The organism is Streptomyces sp. NPDC087263 (genome assembly GCF_044744645.1).
Lineage (GTDB): Bacteria > Actinomycetota > Actinomycetes > Streptomycetales > Streptomycetaceae > Streptomyces.
Window position 1 is genome coordinate 325,090 of record NZ_JBIUYT010000001.1, and the last position, 20,271, is coordinate 345,360.

Annotated in this window: 20 protein-coding genes and 1 pseudogene; 13 read left to right on the forward strand and 8 right to left on the reverse strand. The window is 69.7% G+C overall.

What is annotated here, in order from left to right; translation table 11 throughout:
* Positions 1-54: 54 nt before the first annotated feature.
* From ACIPC1_RS01485 to ACIPC1_RS01495, 3 genes are all read right to left on the reverse strand, one after another.
* Positions 55-588, reverse strand: a complete 534-nt coding sequence (locus tag ACIPC1_RS01485) for a flavin reductase family protein (protein ID WP_402512309.1) — start codon at positions 586-588, stop codon at positions 55-57.
* A 222-nt stretch (positions 589-810) separates the two neighbouring features.
* Complete coding sequence (locus ACIPC1_RS01490) at positions 811-2,100, reverse strand: acyl-CoA dehydrogenase family protein (RefSeq protein ID WP_402512311.1); 1,290 nt, start codon at positions 2,098-2,100, stop codon at positions 811-813.
* Between the two features lie 194 nt (positions 2,101-2,294).
* The gene (locus tag ACIPC1_RS01495; protein ID WP_402512313.1) at positions 2,295-2,762 is read right to left on the reverse strand and encodes an RDD family protein; all 468 of its coding nucleotides are present in this window, start codon (positions 2,760-2,762) and stop codon (positions 2,295-2,297) included.
* 200 nt (positions 2,763-2,962) lie between these two features.
* On the opposite strand from ACIPC1_RS01495, the gene glnA reads away from it, so the two are divergent.
* From glnA to ACIPC1_RS01515, 4 genes are all read left to right on the forward strand, one after another.
* On the forward strand, positions 2,963-4,372 hold the full coding sequence (gene glnA, locus ACIPC1_RS01500) for a type I glutamate--ammonia ligase (RefSeq protein WP_384384960.1): 1,410 nt from the start codon (positions 2,963-2,965) through the stop codon (positions 4,370-4,372).
* Between the two features lie 134 nt (positions 4,373-4,506).
* Positions 4,507-4,995, forward strand: a complete 489-nt coding sequence (locus ACIPC1_RS01505) for a hypothetical protein (RefSeq protein ID WP_402512316.1) — start codon at positions 4,507-4,509, stop codon at positions 4,993-4,995.
* A 149-nt stretch (positions 4,996-5,144) separates the two neighbouring features.
* Positions 5,145-6,065, forward strand: coding sequence for a zinc metalloprotease HtpX (htpX, locus tag ACIPC1_RS01510; protein WP_402513348.1), 921 nt, complete (start codon positions 5,145-5,147; stop codon positions 6,063-6,065).
* Between the two features lie 2 nt (positions 6,066-6,067).
* Complete coding sequence (locus tag ACIPC1_RS01515) at positions 6,068-6,652, forward strand: hypothetical protein (protein WP_402512317.1); 585 nt, start codon at positions 6,068-6,070, stop codon at positions 6,650-6,652.
* Positions 6,653-6,671: 19 nt separating this feature from the next.
* On the opposite strand, the gene ACIPC1_RS01520 is transcribed toward ACIPC1_RS01515, so the two are convergent.
* The gene (locus tag ACIPC1_RS01520) at positions 6,672-6,983 is read right to left on the reverse strand and encodes a hypothetical protein (RefSeq protein ID WP_402512318.1); all 312 of its coding nucleotides are present in this window, start codon (positions 6,981-6,983) and stop codon (positions 6,672-6,674) included.
* 272 nt (positions 6,984-7,255) lie between these two features.
* On the opposite strand from ACIPC1_RS01520, the pseudogene ACIPC1_RS01525 reads away from it, so the two are divergent.
* A pseudogene (locus tag ACIPC1_RS01525) lies at positions 7,256-8,023 on the forward strand (alpha/beta hydrolase); the annotation flags it as partial.
* A 42-nt stretch (positions 8,024-8,065) separates the two neighbouring features.
* On the opposite strand, the gene ACIPC1_RS01530 reads toward ACIPC1_RS01525, so the two are convergent.
* The 3 genes from ACIPC1_RS01530 to ACIPC1_RS01540 form a co-directional block, all read right to left on the reverse strand.
* Positions 8,066-9,424 (reverse strand): DUF2252 domain-containing protein, encoded by a 1,359-nt coding sequence (locus ACIPC1_RS01530; protein ID WP_402512320.1) that lies wholly within the window; start codon positions 9,422-9,424, stop codon positions 8,066-8,068.
* 5 nt (positions 9,425-9,429) lie between these two features.
* Positions 9,430-9,915 carry a hypothetical protein gene (locus ACIPC1_RS01535; protein ID WP_402512322.1) on the reverse strand — a complete coding sequence of 162 codons (486 nt, stop codon included), beginning with the start codon at positions 9,913-9,915 and terminating at the stop codon, positions 9,430-9,432.
* Positions 9,916-10,239: 324 nt separating this feature from the next.
* Positions 10,240-10,548 carry a hypothetical protein gene (locus ACIPC1_RS01540; RefSeq protein WP_384384941.1) on the reverse strand — a complete coding sequence of 103 codons (309 nt, stop codon included), beginning with the start codon at positions 10,546-10,548 and terminating at the stop codon, positions 10,240-10,242.
* A 294-nt stretch (positions 10,549-10,842) separates the two neighbouring features.
* Between ACIPC1_RS01540 and ACIPC1_RS01545 the strand changes: the two genes are divergently transcribed.
* The 7 genes from ACIPC1_RS01545 to ACIPC1_RS01575 all read left to right on the forward strand — a co-directional run bounded on the left by ACIPC1_RS01545 (position 10,843) and on the right by ACIPC1_RS01575 (position 19,038).
* Positions 10,843-11,511 carry a hypothetical protein gene (locus ACIPC1_RS01545; RefSeq protein ID WP_402512324.1) on the forward strand — a complete coding sequence of 223 codons (669 nt, stop codon included), beginning with the start codon at positions 10,843-10,845 and terminating at the stop codon, positions 11,509-11,511.
* Between the two features lie 408 nt (positions 11,512-11,919).
* Positions 11,920-12,948, forward strand: a complete 1,029-nt coding sequence (glnII, locus tag ACIPC1_RS01550) for a glutamine synthetase (RefSeq protein ID WP_402512325.1) — start codon at positions 11,920-11,922, stop codon at positions 12,946-12,948.
* A 444-nt stretch (positions 12,949-13,392) separates the two neighbouring features.
* Positions 13,393-13,983, forward strand: a complete 591-nt coding sequence (locus ACIPC1_RS01555) for a winged helix-turn-helix domain-containing protein (RefSeq protein WP_402512327.1) — start codon at positions 13,393-13,395, stop codon at positions 13,981-13,983.
* Positions 13,984-14,073: 90 nt separating this feature from the next.
* Positions 14,074-15,066, forward strand: coding sequence for an NAD-dependent epimerase/dehydratase family protein (locus ACIPC1_RS01560; RefSeq protein WP_402512329.1), 993 nt, complete (start codon positions 14,074-14,076; stop codon positions 15,064-15,066).
* Between the two features lie 278 nt (positions 15,067-15,344).
* Positions 15,345-16,619 (forward strand): sensor histidine kinase, encoded by a 1,275-nt coding sequence (locus tag ACIPC1_RS01565; protein ID WP_402512331.1) that lies wholly within the window; start codon positions 15,345-15,347, stop codon positions 16,617-16,619.
* Positions 16,604-17,260, forward strand: a complete 657-nt coding sequence (locus ACIPC1_RS01570; protein WP_402512333.1) for a LuxR C-terminal-related transcriptional regulator — start codon at positions 16,604-16,606, stop codon at positions 17,258-17,260. The genes ACIPC1_RS01565 and ACIPC1_RS01570 overlap by 16 nt, the downstream gene beginning before the upstream one ends.
* 239 nt (positions 17,261-17,499) lie before the next feature.
* Positions 17,500-19,038, forward strand: a complete 1,539-nt coding sequence (locus ACIPC1_RS01575) for a DUF1996 domain-containing protein (RefSeq protein WP_402512335.1) — start codon at positions 17,500-17,502, stop codon at positions 19,036-19,038.
* Positions 19,039-19,186: 148 nt separating this feature from the next.
* Here ACIPC1_RS01575 and ACIPC1_RS01580 read toward each other — a convergent pair whose 3' ends face one another.
* The gene (locus ACIPC1_RS01580) at positions 19,187-19,597 is read right to left on the reverse strand and encodes a hypothetical protein (protein WP_402512336.1); all 411 of its coding nucleotides are present in this window, start codon (positions 19,595-19,597) and stop codon (positions 19,187-19,189) included.
* A gap of 132 nt (positions 19,598-19,729) precedes the next feature.
* Here ACIPC1_RS01580 and ACIPC1_RS01585 point away from each other — a divergent pair, with 132 nt between their 5' ends.
* Positions 19,730-20,245: a tetratricopeptide repeat protein gene (locus ACIPC1_RS01585; protein WP_402513350.1), complete on the forward strand. Its 516-nt coding sequence runs from the start codon at positions 19,730-19,732 to the stop codon at positions 20,243-20,245.
* The last annotated feature ends 26 nt before the right edge of the window (positions 20,246-20,271 follow it).

The following is a 20,271-nucleotide window of genomic DNA, read 5'->3' on the forward strand; positions in this document are numbered from 1 at the left end:
GCGGGGAGCATCTCTTTTGCCGGGAGCATCTCTGTTGCGGAGAGCATCTCTGTTTCAGGCCAAGGTCCTGAACGCCCGGTCGTAGTACACCATCGGGGATCCCTCGCCCAGGCGGACGCCTCTCACCAGGCCTATCAGAACCGTGTGGTCCCCGGCGGGGTGACGGGCGTGCGCCGCGCAGTCCAGTTCGGCCAGCGCCTGATCGACCGTCGGCAGCCCGTCGGGGCTGAGGCACAGGCCGCCCGACGCGAACTTGTCGGTGCCCTTGGTGGCGAAGCGCATGGCGAGCGGGCGGTGGACCGGGGCCAGCACGCTCACCGCGAAACGGTCGCAGCACTCGAACGACGCCGCCGAGTCCGCCGAGTTCGCCAGACACACCAGGATCATCGGCGGCTCCAGCGACACCGAGCAGAAGGAACTGGCCGTGAATCCCCGGGGGGTGCCGTCCGCGCACCGGGTGGTCACCACGACCACTCCCGAGGGGAAGCGCGCCATCGCGGCACGGAACTGCTCGGGGGCCACCTCGGCGTCCACCACGTTCTGGCGATCCGCCGTCGCGGCCGCGCCGCCATTGATCTGCTGAACCATCGTCAACTCCCGGAGGACTGACTGGTGGGCGATTTGCCTTGGCCGCATTCAGATTTCAGGACGACTATGTTCTCGGCGTCCCGGACCAGCAACCGGACGAGCGGTCCTTCGCGGCGCCCACCACCTGCGGCGATGCGGCTCCGCCCGCCCCCGCGCCCGGGGCGCGAGGCGTTCGAGAGGTACCGCCGAACGGGTGTCGAACGGGTCCTGCCGGGACCGTGGTCAGCGCACCGGTTCCATCCGCTCGTGGCCGGACAGCGCCCAGGCTCCGTAGGCCGCACCGGTGGTCTCGAAGGACAGCGCCACGTGGGAGGCAGCGCTGTTCACGTCCCTCCAGAAGCGTTGCACCGGGTCGGACGAGGACTGTCCCGAGGTCCCGCTCGCGCGGAAGACCCGGTCGACGGCCGAGACGAGCAGTTCCACGGCCAGCGCGAGGTCCCTGGCGCCCCGGACCGCGGCCTCGCCCTCCGGCGGGCACTCCGTGCCGTCGGCCACCGCGGCCGTCCGCAGGATGAGGAGTTCGGCGGCGTCCACCTCTGCGGCCGAGCGGGCCAGCGAGACCTGCACCGACGGCATCTCGCTGACGGCCCGTCCACGCCGGTCGACGCGCTGCCCGGTCCGCGCGATCCAGGCGCGCAGCGCGCCCCGGGCGGCTCCGATCAGCGGAGCGGCGAACGGCAGGCTGTTCACGGCGTACATCGGGACGATGTGGCAGCGGGCCTCCGACGCGGTCGCGCGGCCGGCGTGGACGGCCGATCGCGGCAGGGTCAGGTGCTCGGGCACGAAGACGTCGGAGAGGAGCAGGGTGTGGCTGCCGGTGCCGCGCATCCCCACGGTGAACCAGCTGTCCTCGATGGCGAAGTCGGCCCGCGGCACCGCGAAGAACCGCACTTCGGGGCGGTCGGCGAGGTTCTTGGCGGTCTCGGCGTCCTTGGCGTTCGCGTTCGCGGTGGCGGTGGCGGTGGCGGTGCCAGAGTGCCTGGTGGTGTCGGCGTGCTTGGCGGTCCCCGCAGTCCCGGCGTCCTTGGCCGGTACCGCCGCGCAGGCGAGTGCCCAGTCGGCGAAGTGGACCCCGCTGATGTACTTCCACTCGCCGCTCAGCCGCCAGCCGCCGGCGACGGGCTCCGCCTTGCCGGAGGGCATGAGCGCACCGGCAAGGACGACGTCCGGCCCCTCCGCCCAGATCTCCGCCTGCCCCGCCTCGGGCAGGAACGCCGCGTACCGCCCGGCGTAGGCGGCCAGCGAGGCCGCCCAGGCCGCTGACGTACACCCTTCGCCGACCAGTGCCACCGCCGCGGTCAGCTCGCTGAAACCACCGGTCTCGCCGCCGTGGGCCGCCGGTACGAAGTGGCGCGCGAAGCCGGCGTCCAGCACCGCGCGGACCACCTGCGGTGAGAGCTGACGGGCGGTTTCCGCCTCGTCGCTGTACCGGGCCGCGATTTCGGCGACCTGCGGCGCTCGGGCCACGATCGTCGACCTGCTGTCGAGCATCGAGCTGCTGTCGTACGACATGCTGTCCACCACCTTCACCGGGAGTGGACGCAGTGTCTCCGCCGTGGCTCACCAGCGACCGGACCCCGAGCCGGGCCGGGCGATCCGTCACCCGACCGGCGTCAGAAGTCGAGCATCGGGTCGCGGAAGGCCGGCTGCCGCGCGGGCGATCGCCAGGACCTGTCGCGGACCCGAGGTGATCCAAACGACGCCCCCTAGCCGCGGACCTCGATCGTGCGGGCCAGTCGGTCGTGCAGGCCCCGGCCGTCGCGGTCCCAGATCAGGGCGGGGAGGGCGAGGCACAGGAGCACGGTGCGCAGGAGGGCGCGGAATGGGTTGAGGCGACCGCCGTCCTGGGGGACGACGCGCAGGCCGAACAGGCGCTTACCGGGAGTGCAGCCGACCGTACCGACGGTGAGGACACCGAGGGTGAAGAAGATGAGCAGGGCCCAGTTGCCGGTCGTCTGGTTGTAGCCGTCAGTGAGCAGGCCGTATGCGATCAAGAGGCACAGGGCCCAGTCCACGGCCACGGCGCCGAGGCGGCGGCCGGGGCGGGCGATCGAGCCGGGCCCCGTCTGCGGCAGTCCGAGCTGCTCACCGGGGTAGCCGAGGTCGACACCGGCTTCCCCCAGGGCCTCGCGCGGTCCGGAGAGCCATGATCCGATTGCTTGCCTCTTGTCCACGCGTCCACGGTACTGTGCCCGTTTTGACATGTGGACAGGTGGGGTGTGACGGACCCGGTCCGGTTAACTTGGGCGAAACAAATGGGTCACGCTTGAGAAATCCCCCGTCCCTATGGTCGGGTCCAGCGTGTGCCACCGCACTGGCCGCACGAACGAACTACCACCCCGATCCAGAGTGGGCCGGGAGTAGGAGGAGCTGGATGTTCCAGAACGCCGACGAGGCCAAGAAGTTCATCAAGGACGAAGACGTCAAGTTCGTCGACGTCCGCTTCTGCGACCTGCCGGGTGTGATGCAGCACTTCACCATTCCGGCAGAGGCCTTCGACCCGACGGAGGAACTGGCCTTCGACGGCTCCTCCATCCGCGGCTTCCAGGCCATCCACGAGTCCGACATGGCGCTCCGCGCCGACCTGTCCACCGCGCGCGTCGACCCCTTCCGCCGCGACAAGACGGTCAACATCAACTTCTTCATCCACGACCCGATCACGGGCGAGCAGTACTCCCGTGACCCGCGCAACGTGGCGAAGAAGGCGGAGGCGTACCTCGCGTCGACCGGTGTCGCCGACACCGCGTACTTCGGCCCCGAGGCCGAGTTCTACGTCTTCGACAGCGTGCGCTTCGACACCAAGTCGAACGAGGCCTTCTACCACATCGACTCCGAGGCGGGCGCCTGGAACACCGGCGCCCTCGAGGACAACCGCGGTTACAAGGTCCGCTACAAGGGCGGTTACTTCCCGACCCCGCCGGTCGACCACTTCGCCGACCTGCGTGCCGAGATCTCCCTGGAGCTGGCCGCGTCCGGCCTCCAGGTCGAGCGTCAGCACCACGAGGTGGGCACCGCCGGCCAGGCCGAGATCAACTACAAGTTCAACACGCTGCTCGCCGCGGCCGACGACCTCCAGCTCTTCAAGTACATCGTGAAGAACGTCGCCTGGCGCAATGGCAAGACCGCGACCTTCATGCCGAAGCCGATCTTCGGTGACAACGGCTCGGGCATGCACATCCACTCGTCGCTGTGGGCGAACGGCGACCCGCTGTTCTACGACGAGGCCGGCTACGCGGGCCTGTCGGACACCGCCCGCTTCTACATCGGCGGCATCCTCAAGCACGCCCCGTCGCTGCTCGCCTTCACGAACCCGACGGTGAACTCCTACCACCGGCTGGTCCCCGGCTTCGAGGCCCCGGTCAACCTGGTGTACTCGCAGCGCAACCGCTCCGCCGCGATGCGTATCCCGATCACCGGCTCGAACCCGAAGGCCAAGCGCGTCGAGTTCCGCGCGCCCGACTCCTCCGGCAACCCCTACCTCGCCTTCTCGGCGCTGCTGCTCGCAGGCCTCGACGGCATCAAGAACAAGATCGAGCCGGCCGAGCCGATCGACAAGGACCTCTACGAGCTGGCTCCCGAGGAGCACGCGGGCGTCGCCCAGGTCCCGACCTCCCTCCCGGCCGTCCTCGACCGCCTCGAGGCCGACCACGAGTTCCTGCTCGCGGGCAACGTCTTCACGCCCGACCTGATCGAGACGTGGATCGACTACAAGCGCACCAACGAGATCGCCCCGCTCCAGCTGCGCCCGCACCCGCACGAGTTCGAGCTGTACTACGACGTGTAGGAACGTCGCACCAGCCGTACGACGTCGGCCGTGTCCCTCCTTCGGGAGGGGCACGGCCGATGTGCTGTCCGGTGGCGCGTGATGGCCGGGGCGGCCGGGAAGGACTACGGTCTCGGCGTCGTGGGGGGCAGCCAGTGAACTCGGACACGGTCACGGCCATATCGGCGACGGCCATTGCGCTCTGCTCGCTCTGGGTCAGTTACACACAGACCAGAGCCACCCGGCAGCACAACCGTCAATCCGTCAAGCCCTTGCTGGAGATGCGCACCGTCAAGGGCTACGACGACCACAAGGCGGGCCTTCAGATCATCAACGCGGGCCTCGGGCCGGCCATCGTGACGAACTCCGTGGTCCAGCTGGACGGAGAGACCATCGGGCACTGGAACCTCCACGCCTATCACCTCGCGACGGCATCGATGTCGGCGCGGCCCAAGGTCTACTGTGTGGGCCCGGGTGCCGTCATCCTCGCGGGGCAGACCTCCTTCTTATTGCACGTCGAAACGTTCCGCGACGACGAGCACGACGGGTTCTGGGAACTCGTCACCCAACGGCTGGTGATCGAGATCCACTACGAGTCCCTCTACGGTGGCGAGAACTTCAGGGCGGCACTGTCCCCCTTCTAATGCCGGCCCCCGCGTGTGCTCCCCATAAATAAGTGGCTCTTGACAGGGCAGGTCTTTGCTCGCTGTGGGGTGGATCGGGGCCTGCTCATGGGGGTGGGCGGGCGCACAATGGAAGTCGGGACGAGTGCCCGAGTGTGGGGTGGTGCATGATGCAGAGCCGGTTCCAGAGCGATCGGCGGTTGACCGTCAGGATGACGGCCACGCTGTTTCTGCTCGGATTGCTGTACGTGGCCTTCATCGCCGGATTGATCGTGCTGATGAAGTCCTGGGTGCTGGTCGTGGTGATCGCGGCGGCGTTCCTCGGGGCGCAGTACTGGTTCTCGGACCGTATCGCGCTGTTCGCGATGCGCGGGCGGATCGTGGAGCGGGAGGAGTACCCGCAGCTGCACGGGGTGGTCGACCGGCTGTGTGCCGTCGCCGACATGCCGAAGCCGCTCGTCGCCATCTCCGATATGGACATGCCCAACGCCTTCGCGACCGGGCGGAACCCCGATCACGCGGTGCTGTGTGTGACCACCGGGCTGCTGCGGCGACTCGAACCCGACGAGCTCGAAGGTGTGCTGGCGCACGAGCTGTCGCACGTGGCGCACAAGGACGTCGCGGTGATCACCATCGCCTCCTTCCTGGGCGTGATCGCCGGGCTGATCGTCCGGTTCGCCATGTACTCGCAGCTCCTGGGCGGCGGGCGCAGGGACCAGAACACGGCGATGGTGTTCATGGCCGTGATGACGGTCTCCGCTGCCGTGTACGCGATCAGCTTCATGCTCATCCGGGCGTTGTCCCGGTATCGCGAGCTTGCCGCCGACCGGGCCGCGGCGCAGCTCACCGGGCGTCCCTCGGCGCTGGCCTCCGCACTGACCAAGGTCACCGGGGACATCGCGAAGATCCCGAGCAAGGACCTGCGCACGGCCCAGGCGTTCAACGCCTTCTACTTCACCCCCGCCCTCGGCGCCGAACCGGGCGTGGCGAAGTACTTCTCCACCCACCCGAGCCTGGAGCAGCGGCTCGAACAATTGGCCCGAATCTCGGCCGAGTTGGGCGAGCCGGCGACTCCCGGGAAGGCCGGCTGAGCATGGGGCTCCTGGACATCCTGCTCGGGCGCAGCAGACCCGTCGCCCCCGACCTCGACCAGCTCTTCGCCCTGCCGTCGGCCGCCATCACCTTGCAGGCGGCCGCCGGGTTCACCCCGACGGGGACGGGCGCGGTGTGCTTCGCGACCGTCGAGGGCGGGGCGTTCGCCGAGGCCCGTCAGGAGGTCCAGGCGCTGCTGGACGCGGATGCGGAGAGGGCCAGTTCGCCGGTGGAGATCACCCGGGACGAGTACGGGTACTCGTGGCTGGTCTCGCGGCGGGAGCCCGACGACCTGCCGGCGCTGGTGAGTGATCTGCACGCGGTCAACACCGCGCTGGAGGGCAGCGGCTTCGGGCCGCAACTCCTCTGCTCGGTGGCGAGCTTCCGGGACGGCGAGCAGCGGCGGCTCGGGCTCGTCTACCTCTACAAGCGCGGCACGTTCTATCCCTTCGCGCCGCTGGCCGGTACGGGGCAGCAGCGCGACAACTCACTGGAACTCCAGATCAAGGCCGCGCTCACCGACGATCTGCGGATCGAGCAGGACCTGAGCCGCTGGTTCCCGATCTGGGGCGCCCCGGGCCTGTGACCCGGGGCGCCTGTCCTGTCTACTTCCGGCGGTCCTGGCGCCGTGCCTCCATCGGACGTTCGCGGCGGTAGCGGCGCTCCCACTTCGCCTGGCGGTCACGGCGGGCGCGGTAGGCGCGGTAGGTGGAGTCCGCGCGGCCCCCGGCTCCGGACGCGCCCGACGAGGAGGCACCCGGCGCCGGCCCCGGTGCGGACGCCGCCGATGAGCCGTCCCCTGCTCGGCCGTAGCGGACGTACAGGAAGAGCAGGGCGATCGCCGCGAGCCAGAGGACGTGGTGGGAGAAGCCCATGACGACCAGGATCGCGGTCGCTGAAATGATCAAGGTTCCCATGACGGGACTCCTTGCGTGCGTGGGTGACTGGATCTTGATGTCGTGACGGTGTTGTCCGACGAATCGACGGGGCGCTGGGGGAGGCTGCCGTCCGTCGGTGCGTAGAGAGTAGCCCTGAGTCCGTCCACTGATACCTGTCCGGAGGAAAGCGGTGCTCGGCTCCTCCGGAATGCCTCTCCAGCGTAGGGAAGCGGACCGTCGGCGCGCATCTGCATTTCCGCGGACATATCCCTCACCTGCACCTCCTCACCTGCGGTATGAGTAAATGAGGGGTGCTTTTCCCTTTCACATACGACCACGACGGTGAACGACTGAGCTGCGTCAGCGGGTCGGCCGGTGGCAGCGAATCAGTCCATGGCAGTGGCGACGGCGGTGGCGACGGCGGTGGTTCGACAGCCACCGCCGTCCTGCTGCACGGCGCGGGCCTCGGCAGCAAGGAGCGACTGCTCCCGCTGCTGGAGGAGTTCGTCGCACGCGGCTGCCGGGGCCTCGCACTCGACTTCGCCGGGCATGGTGAAAGCTCGGGCGCGCTGGGCGAGTTGAGCCTCAAGAAGCGCTTCGAGCAGGCCGTCGCCGTCATCGACTCGACCCTGCCTGCGGACGCTCCGCTGATCCTCGTCGGGTTCAGCATGAGCGGCCAGACGGTGGCCGATCTCGCGGGGCACTACGGGGCGCGAGCGGTGGCGCTTGGGCTGTGCGCGCCGGCCGTGTACGGCGCCGAGGCGTGGCCGGTTCCGTTCGGCGACGGCGACAGCCGCTTCAGCGAGATCATCCGTACGCCGGACAGCTGGCGTCAGGCCCCGGCGCTCGGCGTCCTGCGGGCGTACGCGGGGCGGGCGGTGCTCGCCGTACCGGGCACCGACACCGTGATCCCGCCCGCCGTGACCGAGGCCGTGACCGAGGCGCTCGCCACCCGCGCCCACTTCAGCCGTCTCGAACTGCCCGGCGCCGAGCACATGTTGGGCCTGTGGTTCCGCGACCACGCCGAGGACCGGCGGCGGTTCGTGGACGCCGTCCTGACCGGGCTGGGCGACCAGGGGTGACAACTCGGGCCTTGGAGCGGCCGATCGCGGCCGGCGGGCTCACATGCCCTGCGTCGCCGTGACCACTCCCGCCGTCACGGCGGCGCCCAATGTCGCGTGGTCGGCGGTGTTCTGGTCCGCGTAGCGCAGCGCGAAGTCCGCGACGGCGCGGTCGAAGGTGTCGGCGCCGCCCAGGTAGGCGGCGATCGCGATGCGGTCGCCGGAGCGGGCATGGGCGCGGGCCAGGGCGGTGCCGCAGAGGCGGGCGTAGGCGACCAGTTCGTCGGGGGCCATCCCTGCGACGTCCGCCGAGCCCTTCATGTCGCGCAGTTGCCGCCAGTAGAAGGGGCGTCCCTGCGGCCCGGTCATCCAGCCCAGGAAGATGTCGCTCGCCGCCTGTAGCAGGCGCTGCCCCGCGACGACCCGGCGCCCTGGATGGACGTACGGGCCGTTGGGCAGATGCTCTTCGAGTACGGACCTGCCGGCCTCCTTGATCTGGAGGAACAGCGGGTCGTCCGCGTCCCGCCCGGCGAGCAGCACGATGAAACAGCGGGTGCCGACGCTGCCGACGCCGACGACCTTGCGGGCGGCGTCGACGAAGCGGTAGCGGTCCAGGAGGAGACGGCGTTCCTCGGAGAGGGTGGAGCGGTAGTCGCTGAAGATCTTGCGGAGCGAGGCCATGTCGGAGACTCCGGCGGATTCCAGCAGGGGCGGGTCCTGGACGATGCGGCGGCGTCCGCCGACGGTCTCGGTGAGCTTGCCCAGCGCGTGCAGGCTGGTGCGTCGGCGGGCGCGGGTGAGGCTCGACTCGACCCGCTTGCGGTGGTGGGCGGAGCGGACCAGCGGGAGCAGCCGCTCGGCGTCGATGCGCTCGTACCAGACGGTCAGCTCGCCCTGCCCGGCGAGCCGCCGGATGCTCTCGCGGTACTCCCCCACCGCCGCCTGGGCCGCGCCGTGGGCCTGCGTCTCCGTGTGGCCGTTCTCGCGGGCCGCCACCGCGACGCTCGCCGCGAGCCGTTTGACGTCCCACTCGAAGGGGCCCGGATGCGTCTCGTCGAAGTCGTTCAGGTCGAAGAGCAGGGTGCGTTCCGGGGAGGCGTACAGGCCGAAGTTGAGAAGGTGTGCGTCGCCGCAGAGCTGGACGGTGAGCCCGGTGTGCGGCTGGGCCGCCAGGTCGGCGGCCATGACGGCGGCGGCGCCGCGCAGGAACGCGAACGGCGACGCGGTCATCCGCCCGTACCGGATCGGCAGCAACTCCTGAAGGCGGCTCCTGCCCTGCCGTTCCAGTACGGCGACGGGGTCGGGCCGGCCGACGCCGGGGATCCAGTCGCCGTGCGCGGAGCGGGAGACCCGTTTGCGGGCCGCTCTGCCCTGCGCGGCGCGGTCCGCCGCGGTGGCCGTGGCGGCGGTCGGGGGCATGGTCGTCAGTTCCGCACGGCTCTGGTCACCTCGGCGGTGACCTCGCCGGAGAGGGTGCGGCTGCTGCGGGCGGTGGCGTCCTTGGCGGCGCCCGCCGCGACGTCGTCGACCGTGACGACGACCGTGTCGAGGAGGTTGCCGCTCCGGTCGCGGAAGTCGATCTGGACGGCGTACGACTTCGACGAGGAGGTGGAGTTGGTGACGGTCACCTTGACGGTGGAGCGTCCGTCGGTGCCGGTGCTCACGTCGCTCACCTTGGCGTCGCCCTTGGCGTTCACGCCGTTCTTGAACTCGTCGAACTTCTGGCCGGCCTCGGCGGTGGCGGAGGCGAGGGTGTCGCCGGCCTCGGAGGCGAGGGAGGACGCCGCGGAGGCGGCATTGGAGACGGCGCCGGAGGGGGTGGTGTCGTCCGAGCAGCCGGTGAGGGGGGCGGCCAGGGCCGCCGTGGCGGCTGTGCCCAGGATCAGCCCCCGTATGCCGTGCCTCGTCATGGCGTCTCCCGACGTCTCGGTGGTTCTCGTCCCGTTCCGTTCCCGTTCCGTTCCATGCCTCGCGGTTGCCTCAGTCAAGGCGGGGAGCGGGGTGGGCGCATGCCGGGGACGGCGATCGGGTGAGGCGGGGGCGGTGGGGGTGGGTTGCCGGGCGGGGCGGGGAGTTTTTTCGCCCCCGCCGCCCCTGCCCGTCCCTTGGGTCTGGGGGCTCCGCACCCAGACCCCCGTATCGCGCTGAACGCGCTCGTCCTCAAACGCCGGACGGGCTGAAAGATCTCCCCCGGCCAGGGAGAGATTCAGCCCCTCCGACGATCGAGAAGTGGATCAGCGCGCGTACCTCATCAGGGCCCGCACCATGTGGCATGTGGTGTCCGACGGTGGATGGACGCCGATGAGTTGGGCGGTGATGCGGATCGTGTCGTTGCGGGCCTGGTTCGGCATGTAGATACCGGAGTCGAGCAGGGCGATCGCGAGGCGCATCGCCTTGAGCCGGCGGTTGTGGACGACGTACCACTCGCGGGGGCGCCCCGGCGGCAGCGGGCGCTTCTCCACGGGCTCGTACGGCAGGTCCAGCTGGACCGGCCTCCTGGACGTGGACTGGGTGGGCAGCGGCTTCAGTGCGGCAGCGGGCACAGGCATCCTCCTGTCGCGGTCAGGGCACCGCCGGACCCCCGGCGACACCCTCGAACACTGCTTCTATTCTACCGCCAGGCACTGACAAAAGCCGCTGGCCACAAGGCACTTGGGGCTGCTGGGGCGCCAGCAGAAGAAGGGGTTTCACGTAGCGCGTGCGGCGGACAGATCCTCGCCGGGGGGCCAACTCCCTTGTGACCTAAGTTACTTCGGTGACTCCTGTAACTGTTGAGTAACTCCGTTCGGCATCTCGTACATAGCGGCGTACGTACCCCCGCACACAGGAGGCCGCCCATGTCGCGCAGGAGAACCCTCAGCACCAAGAAGAAGCTCGCGCTGTTGGTCAGCGCCGCGGCCGTGGCCGGAGGCGGGGCCTTCGCCCTGGCTGCCACCTCGAACGCCGCGTCGGTGCAGAACGCGGCGAGCTCGACGGTCTGCCAGGGACTGGCCACCGCGTTCGGCAACAACGAGACGTTCATCGCCGACCAACGGGCCAACCCCGACTCGCAGTCGGAGGCCCGGATCGCCAACCGCGAGGCGGTCCTCGCGCAGATCAAGGTGCAGCAGGAAGCGTCCGGCTGTGCGGTCGGGGAGTCGGCTCAGGACTCCCAGACCGCCACGCCGCCCGCCCCCGCGGCTCCCCCGGCCTCGGCCCCCGCCGCGAGCGCCCCCGCACAGGACACCGGTGGGGGTGCCGACGCCGGCGGCGCCACCGGCGAGCAGGTCTGCAACGGCTCGACCGTCACCCTCTTCTCGGAGGCGGGCACCCCGGCCGCGTCCAGCAACCAGTTCCCGGTCGGGACGGAGCTCAGGGTCACCAACCTGGACAACAACAAGTCCACGACCGTGGAGGTCACTTCGGTCTCCGGAAGCTGCGTCCTGCTGAACACCGCGGCCTTCGAACTGGTCCGGGAGCCCGGCAAGTTCGTGATCCGCAACGTGGTTGTCGAGCGGGTGGGCTGACGGGAGCCCGCATGAACCGGGCCCTGCCGCTTTCCGGGAAGAGGCGGCAGGGCCCTCACTCGTGCGCAGGACCCCCACTCGTGCGCACCCCACACCCCGTGCACGGTCCCCGACACCCCGTGCGCGCCCGCAAACCCATCGCATACGAGCTGTGGCACCCCGGGCAGGGCGAAACTCCGTGCGCGACCGCCCGGCGGGGCCGCCGATCGCGGTCGCGAACACCCCCGTCGGACAGCGCCCGGTAATAGCGGGCACACACAGCTCAGGTAACACGGGGTTCACATTCGAGCAATGATCGGGAAATCGCCTGTTGACAGGCTGACCTGCGTATCCGCAGCGCCTCAGTGCCGCAGCGCCGCAGGCAGCACCCGCAGTGCGACTGAAGACCCACCCCGAAGGATGTGGCCCGTGACCTTCAAGGCTGAGTACATCTGGATCGACGGCACCGAGCCGACGGCCAAGCTCCGTTCGAAGACGAAGATACTGGCCGACGACGCCAAGGGTGCCGAGCTGGCGATCTGGGGCTTCGACGGTTCCTCGACGAACCAGGCCGAGGGCCACGCCTCCGACCGCGTACTCAAGCCGGTCGCCACGTACCCGGACCCGATCCGCGGCGGCGACGACATCCTCGTGATGTGCGAGGTCCTGAACATCGACATGACTCCGCACGAGTCCAACACCCGTGCCGCGCTGACCGAGGTGTCGGACAAGTTCGCCGCGCAGGAGTCGATCTTCGGCATCGAGCAGGAGTACACCTTCTTCAAGGGCGCCCGCCCGCTCGGCTTCCCCGAGGGCGGCTTCCCGGCCGCGCAGGGCGGCTACTACTGCGGTGTCGGCTCGGACGAGATCTTCGGCCGTGACATCGTCGAGGCGCACCTGGAGAACTGTCTCAAGGCGGGTCTCGCCATCTCCGGCATCAACGCCGAGGTCATGCCCGGCCAGTGGGAGTTCCAGGTCGGCCCGGTCTCCCCGCTGGAGGTCTCCGACCAGCTGTGGGTGGCCCGCTGGCTGCTCTACCGCACCGCCGAGGACTTCGACGTCTCCGCGACCCTGGACCCCAAGCCGGTGAAGGGCGACTGGAACGGCGCGGGCGCACACACCAACTTCTCCACGAAGGCGATGCGCGAGGGCTACGACGCGATCATCACCGCGTGCGAGTCGCTGGGCGAGGGCTCGAAGCCGATGGATCACGTCAAGCACTACGGCGCGGGCATCGACGACCGCCTGACCGGCCTGCACGAGACCGCCCCGTGGAACGAGTACTCCTACGGCGTCTCCAACCGCGGCGCCTCGGTCCGTATCCCCTGGCAGGTCGAGCAGGACGGCAAGGGCTACATCGAGGACCGCCGTCCGAACGCCAACGTCGACCCGTACGTCGTGACGCGGCTGATCGTCGACACGTGCTGCACCGCCCTGGAGAAGGCCGGACAGGTCTGATCCACCACCCGGCTCACAGCTTGTGCGAAGGGCGTCCACCGTCGCGGTGGGCGCCCTTGCTCTTTCCCCCAGGGATGCCATGTCAGGTTTCGCAGTGGCGCCACGCCAGGTTTTACAGGGGTGTGACGTCAAGTTCGCGCCAAGGAAGCGTCCGACCGGTGAGAGGAGTCTCCTGCCGGGCGCCGGCTTCTGCTTCAATGGGGGCATGGCCAGCTTCCAGAGGTACAGCGCGACGGGTCGCCAGGACCTGGAGCCGTTCTGGCCTTCCCGTCAGCATCATGACTTCGACCGGGTGTGTTGTCGCGCGATGAACGCGCGGGCCCTCTAAAGCCGACACCCGGCCTCCGGCCAGCGCGCACGACGTACGTCCTCGACGAGCCCGACCACGAACTCGTGGCCGTCGATCTTCCCGACGAACTTCTCGCGCGAAAGAGCTGACCTCTCATGGCGAACACCCGTTCCTTCTCCTCCGTCGCGACCTCCCCGGCTGCGCCATCCACCACGTCCGGACGCCACCGACTGCGTGCCGTCGACCGGGACGAGGTGGTGGACGTCACCGACTTCCTGCCGCCGGGCGCCACCTGGCTGCCCGCTCCCCAGCACACCCTGCCCGTGCTGCCGGGGCAGCCGCCGATGATCGGCTACCTGGTCCTCGTACCGGCCGACCAGCAGCCCCTGCTGCCGGTCGCCGTGCCGGACCGGCCCGCGCCGTTCGCCGCCGAAGGCGCCGTCGGCGGTGGCAACCCGCTCGTCCGCATCGACACCGTGCAGCGCACCGCCGAGGTCGACGGGCAGCAACTCGACCTCACTTACCTGGAGTTCGAGCTGCTCGCGCACCTCGTCGCGCACCCGCACCGGGTGCACACCCGCGACCAGCTGGTCACCACCGTGTGGGGCTACGGGCACGTGGGCGACGGGCGGACCGTCGACGTGCACGTCGCACGACTGCGGCGCAAGCTCGGCGTTCAGCACCGGCAGACGATTCAGACGGTGCGGCGAGTGGGGTACAAGTACGCGCCGCCGACCGGTCGTTGACCCCCCGGTCGGCCTCCCCCGCCTGACGGCGGATCTTCTGTCGGCAGATTCCCGTTCCGTACCGCCCGCCGTCCGGGCAGAGTCGTCCGTATGAGGCTTCTGATGCTGGGTGGTACGGAGTTCGCGGGGCGCGCCGTCGTGGAGGCGGCGCTCGGTCGCGGCTGGGAGGTGACCGTCTTCCACCGCGGGCGGCACGCACCTCCCGCCGGGGTGCGGTCGTTGCACGGCGACCGCACCGCTCCCGACGGGCTGGCGGCGCTTGCCGACGGTGAGTGGGATGCCGTCGTCGACACCTGGTCGGCCGCGCCGCGGGCCGTGCGGGACGCGGCGCGGCTGCTGGCCGACCAAGTCGGTCGGTATGTGTACGTGTCGAGCTGCTCCGTGTACGCGTGGCCGCCGCCCGCCGGGTACGACGAGGAAGCGGCCCTCGTCGACGGTGCGTCCGGGGACGCCGAGCAGATCGACTACGCGCGGGACAAGCGGGGTGGTGAGCTGGCCGTGCTTGGCGCCTTCGGGGTGGAGGAGGCTCTGCTGGTGCGGGCCGGGCTGATCCTCGGGCCGTACGAGAACATCGGGCGGCTGCCGTGGTGGCTGAACCGGGTCGCCCGGGGCGGGCCGGTCCTCGCCCCCGGGCCTCGTGAGCTCCCTCTCCAGTACGTCGATGTCCGCGATCTCGCCGAGTGGATCCTCGGGGGCGTGGAGCGGAGGCTGGGCGGGGCGTACAACCTGGTCAGTCCGCGGGGGCATACGACGATGGGGGAACTCCTCGACGCGTGCGTCCAGGTCACCGGGGGTGAGGGGGATCTGCGGTGGACCGATGCCGAGGTGATTCTCGGGGCCGGGATCGAGCCGTGGACGCAGTTGCCGGTGTGGGTGCCGGGTGGGAGCGAGCTCCATGGGGCTCTTCATGGGGTCGGTGTGGGTCGGGCGGTCGGTGCCGGGCTGCGGTGCCGGCCCGTTCTGGAGACCGTCGCCGATACCTGGAGCTGGCTCCAGGGGCTCGGCGGGGTTGCGCCCGTGCGGGCCGACCGGCCTGCGGTGGGGCTTGATCCTGGGGTGGAGGCGAAGGTGCTCGGGTTGTGAGGAGTGTTCTCGCCCCCTCCGCCCCTACCCGTCCCTTGACCCTGGGGGCTGCCGCCCCCAGACCCCCGCTGTCGCGCTGAACGCGCTCGTCCTCAAACGCCGGACGGGCTGGAGTTGACCCCTCCGGCGTTTGAGGAGCGGGGTCTGGGGCGGAGCCCCAGGAACAAGGGACGGGTAGGGGCGGAGGGGGCGAAAGACAAAGAGGTGCACCCACCACCACCCCCCGCCCGGGGGCCCGGCCCAGTGACCGGCACCGGCGGGTCCGTGAGACTGAGCTCATGGAGACAGAGAACAGCAGCCCGGTGCGGGCGCGGGCGCAGGACGTTGTCGTGGCGGGGGCGCGGGGGCTTCTGGTCAGTGTGGTCGGGATCGTCGGGTCGGTGGTGCTGTTCGTGCTGACGGTCGTGTCGATCGCGCTGGTGCCGGTCGGCATCGGGATCGTCACGACGCCGTGGGTACTCAGCGGCGTACGCGCCTTCGCGAACTGGCGGCGGATCGTCGCGGCCCAGTGGTGCGGGGTGCGCATTCCGGCCAGGTACCGGCCGGTACCCGAGGGTGCCAACCCGTGGGAGCGGTGTTTCCGGATGCTCCGGGACCCGGCGACCTGGCGGGACCTGGCGTGGCTGCCGGTCGACATGACCGCCGGATTCGTCACCGCGCTGCTGCCGGCCGCCCTGCTGCTCTACCCCCTGGAGGGGTTCGCGCTCGCGCTCGGCCTGTGGCGCGTCCTGACGGACGGCACGAGCACCGGCTGGTGGTACGGGTTCGTGCCGGTCTCCGGGCAGGGCACGGCGCTCCTCGCGGGCGCGCTGGGCGTCGCCTTCCTCGGCGCCGCCTACCGCCTCACCCCGCCCCTGCTGCGCGTCCACTTCCTGCTCACCCGGGCCGTGCTCAGCCCGGGCGAGGGCGAACTCGCCGAGCGGGTACGCGTACTGACCGAGACACGGCGCGACGCGGTCGACACCTCGGCAGCCGAACTCCGGCGTATTGAACGGGACTTGCACGACGGGGCACAGGCGAGGCTGGTTGCCATGGGGATGGACCTGGGGACCATCGAGGCGCTGGTCGAGAAGGACCCGGCGAAGGCGAAGGAGTTGCTGGCGCAGGCCCGCAGGTCCTCCGCCGACGCGCTCACCGAGCTGCGGGACCTCGTCCGGGGCATCCATCCGCCCGTGCTCGCCGAGCGCGGACTCGGCGACGCCGTACGGGCGTTGGCGCTGCGGCTGCCACTCGTGAGCGAGGTGGAGGTCGAGCTCGACGGCCGGCCGGGCGAGCCGGTGGAGGCGGCCGCGTACTTCGCCGTCAGTGAGGTGCTGACCAACGCGGTCAAGCACTCGGGCGCCGAGCGCGTCTGGGTGGACGTCCATCACGCGGACGGCATGCTGCGCATCACGGTCACCGACAACGGCACGGGCGGCGCCCGGCTCGACGCGGGCTCCGGACTCACCGGGGTCGACCGGCGACTGGGTACATTCGACGGCGTCCTGGCCGTCAGCAGCCCCGCGGGCGGTCCCACCATGGTCACCATGGAGATCCCTTGCGAGTTGTCCTAGCCGAAGACCTGTTCCTGCTGCGCGACGGACTGGTCCGGATGCTCCAGGCGTACGACTTCGAGATCGCCGCGGCGGTCGAGACCGGGCCCGAACTGAGCCGGGCGCTGGCCGAGTTGGAGCCGGATGTCGCGGTGGTCGACGTACGGCTGCCGCCCTCGCACACCGACGAGGGGCTTCAGTGTGCGCTGGAGGCCCGCCGGAACCGGCCCGGGTTGCCGGTGCTCGTCCTCTCGCAGCACGTGGAGCAGTTGTACGCGCGGGAGTTGCTCGCCGACGGCACCGGCGGGGTCGGCTATCTACTCAAGGACCGGGTGTTCGATGCAGACCAGTTCATCGATGCCGTGCGCAGGGTCGCGGGAGGGGGTACGGCCATGGATCCGCAGGTGATCCAGCAGCTGCTGTCCCGGCGCTCGACCACCGACCAGCCGCTCGGGCGACTCACCCCGCGCGAGCGGGAGGTGCTCGAACTGATGGCACAGGGGCGTACGAACGCAGCGATCGCGGGTCAACTCGTGGTCACGGAACGGGCGATCGCCAAACACACCTCCAATATCTTCGCCAAGCTGGGACTGGAGGTCTCGGATGACGACAACCGGCGCGTACTCGCGGTGCTCGCCTATCTGGACCAAGGGCAGCGTTGACCCGTACTGACACCTGTTCAGCGGCGCTGAATAGCATTCAGGCCCGTCACCAAACCTGTTTTTCGAGATCAACTGCCGGAGAATCGCGGGGTTCTGTGCCCATTGTGCCGGAATCGACTTCACGAGGTTCTAAGATTTTCCGAGGTTTCTGAACACCACCCACGCCCCACGCGTATGAAATGGAGCCGCTTCACTCCTGTCGGGCGCCTCCTGCCCCGCAAGGAAGTCAGAGGAGTTCCATGGGACGCAACGTACGAAAACGCCGTTCGCCACTGGCCGTTCGCGCCGTGGCCGCATCCGCGGCCCTCGCGATCGGTGGAGGCGGTCTTGTCTGGGCGAACTTTTACGCCTCGGCTCACGAGGAGAACTCAGGGCAGAACAGCACCAAGGCCGCCACCGCTCAGGTGGCCACCATTTACTGCCCGGATGTCGGTCAGCAGCTCACCGATGTGCCCGACCCGGCGCGCGGGGAGGTCGACGGCGAGCTGGCCACGCTGGACCAGCAGATCACCGACGCCTACCAGCGGTTGGCGACCACCCGCGACGCGCAGGCCCAGGACGCGAGCTTCGTCCAGAACTCCGTTCTCCAGCCGCTCAAGGACAACCGAGCGGTGATCATCGACCGGATCCAGCTGGAGATATCCCGCGTCGGCGGCAACGCCCCGGGCACGCTGGACGGTCTCGCCTCCTGCACCGGGGAGGCCGTGGAACAGCCGCAGACCAACGACGGTCAGGCGGGGGACGGCCAGAACCAGAACGGTGGCGACCAGAACACCGAGAGTCCCGCTCCTGGTGGGGACGCCGCTGAGCCCGCTCCTCCGGCAGCAGGCGGCGGTCAGGGTGGCAACGGCCCGGTGGCGGCCGACTTCCAGGACATCACCACCGCCCAGGCCAACAACCAAAAGGGCGTGGGCGCGAACGGGCTCAGCGCGAGCGGGAAGACCGGTTCGACGGGCACCTTCACCACGAAGTGCGGCACCAACGGGAACGACAACCACAACACGGACAACGTGATCGTCGCCCCCGGTGTCACCAACGGCGCACACCACCTGCACGACTATGTCGGCAACCAGAACAACGACGCTTTCGCGAGCGACGCGGACCTGGCGGCGGCCGACACCACCTGCCAGAACCAGGGTGACAAGTCTTCGTACTTCTGGCCGGTGCTGCGTGTGCAGGACGGTACGCAGGACTTCGACCAGAACAACGCCGGTGGCGGCACCGAGGGCAACGTGGGCAAGATCCTCGAGCCCGTCGAGGCACAGATCAAGTTCCTCGGGAACAAGACGGGCGACGTCGTCGCGATGCCGACGGCCCTGCGCATCATCACCGGTGACGCCAAGGCCTTCATCAACGGCAATGCCAACGCCAACGCCAACTGGAGCTGCACCGGCTTCGAGAACAAGGTGCAGCTGGAGGACAAGTACCCGATCTGCCCCGAGGGCAGCAACGTGGTACGGACGACCCTCTTCCAGAGCTGCTGGGACGGCCAGAACATCGACAGCGCCAACCACCGCACACACGTGGCGTTCGTCCAGGCCGACGGCACCTGCGCCAACGGTTTCAAGGCGATCCCCCAGCTCCGGGTCCGTCTGGTCTATGACGTGCCGGCTCCGACCATCGAGAACGGCCAGGTCGTGAACCCGTTCGCGGTCGACTCCTTCCCGGAGAACCTGCACAAGCCGATCACCGACCACAACGACTTCATCAACTTCTTCGACACGAACACGATGAACAAGGTGGTCAGTTGCATTAACACGGGCAAGAAGTGCACGTGAGTGGCGATAGTGGCTCGCTGAGCAGGTGACCCACTGAGAAAGCCGGTGGCGGGAATCCCCGCCACCGGCTTTCTCTTGCCCCACCAGCTTTCGCTTGCCTCGGATTCTGATCGGCTCCGATCCGAGGCGGTCGCCCGGACCCGCGCGGTCAGCCCGTGTGACTGGCGTGCGAGGCCCCCACCTCCATGGTGCCGCCGAGCTGGTCGCGCAGCGCGGTGACCACCTTCTGCTCGCCGACGGCCACCCACTTGCGGCCGACGAGGTAGAACCCGCCGTAGTCCTTGGCTCCGTTGATCCACTCGCGCTGGCCGCGGTCGGTGGCGAAGGTCGCGAGGATGAACTGGCCGTCGGTGTTCTTGCAGGTGGCCTGGCGGATCTCGTCCGCGTCCGTCTGGAGCTCGGGGGCGCAGCCCGCCTCACTCGCGATGTGTTCCAGGCTGCCGGTCGCGGTGACGGGCACCGCGTCGGACGTGGCCGAGGTGTCCTCGGCCGCGCAGCCCGTGAGCGCCAGCACCGCCACGGCTCCGGCCACCGTGAGCTTCGGTCGCGTCAACCTCATACCTACGTACCTCCGGTCTGTGTCGGCGCCCATACCGCCGGGAGCCCCGTCGAGCGAGGGCCCTTGCCCTGGATACGGCTCCCAGGGGCCCAGCGCTCAATCAGCGGCCCCGGTGGGCCCCAATAGGCACACCTGTGCGAGGGTGAGCCTGTGAACGAAGACTGGGAAGAGCGTACGGCGGCGGCCTGGGCCACGTTCGACGACTATGACGAAGCCGACGCTGCGGATTTCCGGGCGGTGATCGACAAGCTGGTCGCCGAGCTGCCCGCCGCCAGCCCGCTCGGCCCCTTCGAGCAGGCGTGCGCCTGGGACTCGACGGGCCACTCGGACAAGGCCATACCGCTGTACCGGGAGGCGCTGGCCCGCGGCCTGGGCGGCTACCGGGGGCGCCGCACCAAGATCCAGCTCGCCAGTTCCCTGCGGAACCTCGGGAAACCGGAGGAGGGCGTGGACCTTCTCGGTCCGGAACTCGAAGCTCCGTCGGACGAGTTGGACGACGCGGTACGCGCCTGCCTCGCCCTCTGCCTGGCCGACCTGGGCCGCGAACGCGAGGGCCTGGCCCTGGTGATCGGCGCCCTCGCACCCCATCTGCCGCGCTATCAGCGGTCGATGGCGAACTACGCGAGGCTCCTGGTCGAACCCGAGTAGCGCGCGACGGGTGACGGGAGGCGGGT

What these genes read in the sequence shown, in the direction of transcription:
- ACIPC1_RS01485 (WP_402512309.1), bottom strand. Translation starts at nt 588, where the DNA reads ATGGTTCAGCAGATCAATGGCGGCGCGGCCGCGACGGCGGATCGCCAG.
- ACIPC1_RS01490 (WP_402512311.1), bottom strand. Translation starts at nt 2,100, where the DNA reads ATGTCGTACGACAGCAGCTCGATGCTCGACAGCAGGTCGACGATCGTG.
- glnA (WP_384384960.1), top strand. Translation starts at nt 2,963, where the DNA reads ATGTTCCAGAACGCCGACGAGGCCAAGAAGTTCATCAAGGACGAAGAC.
- htpX (WP_402513348.1), top strand. Translation starts at nt 5,145, where the DNA reads ATGCAGAGCCGGTTCCAGAGCGATCGGCGGTTGACCGTCAGGATGACG.
- ACIPC1_RS01515 (WP_402512317.1), top strand. Translation starts at nt 6,068, where the DNA reads ATGGGGCTCCTGGACATCCTGCTCGGGCGCAGCAGACCCGTCGCCCCC.
- ACIPC1_RS01520 (WP_402512318.1), bottom strand. Translation starts at nt 6,983, where the DNA reads ATGGGAACCTTGATCATTTCAGCGACCGCGATCCTGGTCGTCATGGGC.
- ACIPC1_RS01530 (WP_402512320.1), bottom strand. Translation starts at nt 9,424, where the DNA reads ATGCCCCCGACCGCCGCCACGGCCACCGCGGCGGACCGCGCCGCGCAG.
- ACIPC1_RS01535 (WP_402512322.1), bottom strand. Translation starts at nt 9,915, where the DNA reads ATGACGAGGCACGGCATACGGGGGCTGATCCTGGGCACAGCCGCCACG.
- ACIPC1_RS01545 (WP_402512324.1), top strand. Translation starts at nt 10,843, where the DNA reads ATGTCGCGCAGGAGAACCCTCAGCACCAAGAAGAAGCTCGCGCTGTTG.
- ACIPC1_RS01555 (WP_402512327.1), top strand. Translation starts at nt 13,393, where the DNA reads ATGGCGAACACCCGTTCCTTCTCCTCCGTCGCGACCTCCCCGGCTGCG.
- ACIPC1_RS01560 (WP_402512329.1), top strand. Translation starts at nt 14,074, where the DNA reads ATGAGGCTTCTGATGCTGGGTGGTACGGAGTTCGCGGGGCGCGCCGTC.
- ACIPC1_RS01565 (WP_402512331.1), top strand. Translation starts at nt 15,345, where the DNA reads ATGGAGACAGAGAACAGCAGCCCGGTGCGGGCGCGGGCGCAGGACGTT.
- ACIPC1_RS01575 (WP_402512335.1), top strand. Translation starts at nt 17,500, where the DNA reads ATGGGACGCAACGTACGAAAACGCCGTTCGCCACTGGCCGTTCGCGCC.
- ACIPC1_RS01580 (WP_402512336.1), bottom strand. Translation starts at nt 19,597, where the DNA reads ATGAGGTTGACGCGACCGAAGCTCACGGTGGCCGGAGCCGTGGCGGTG.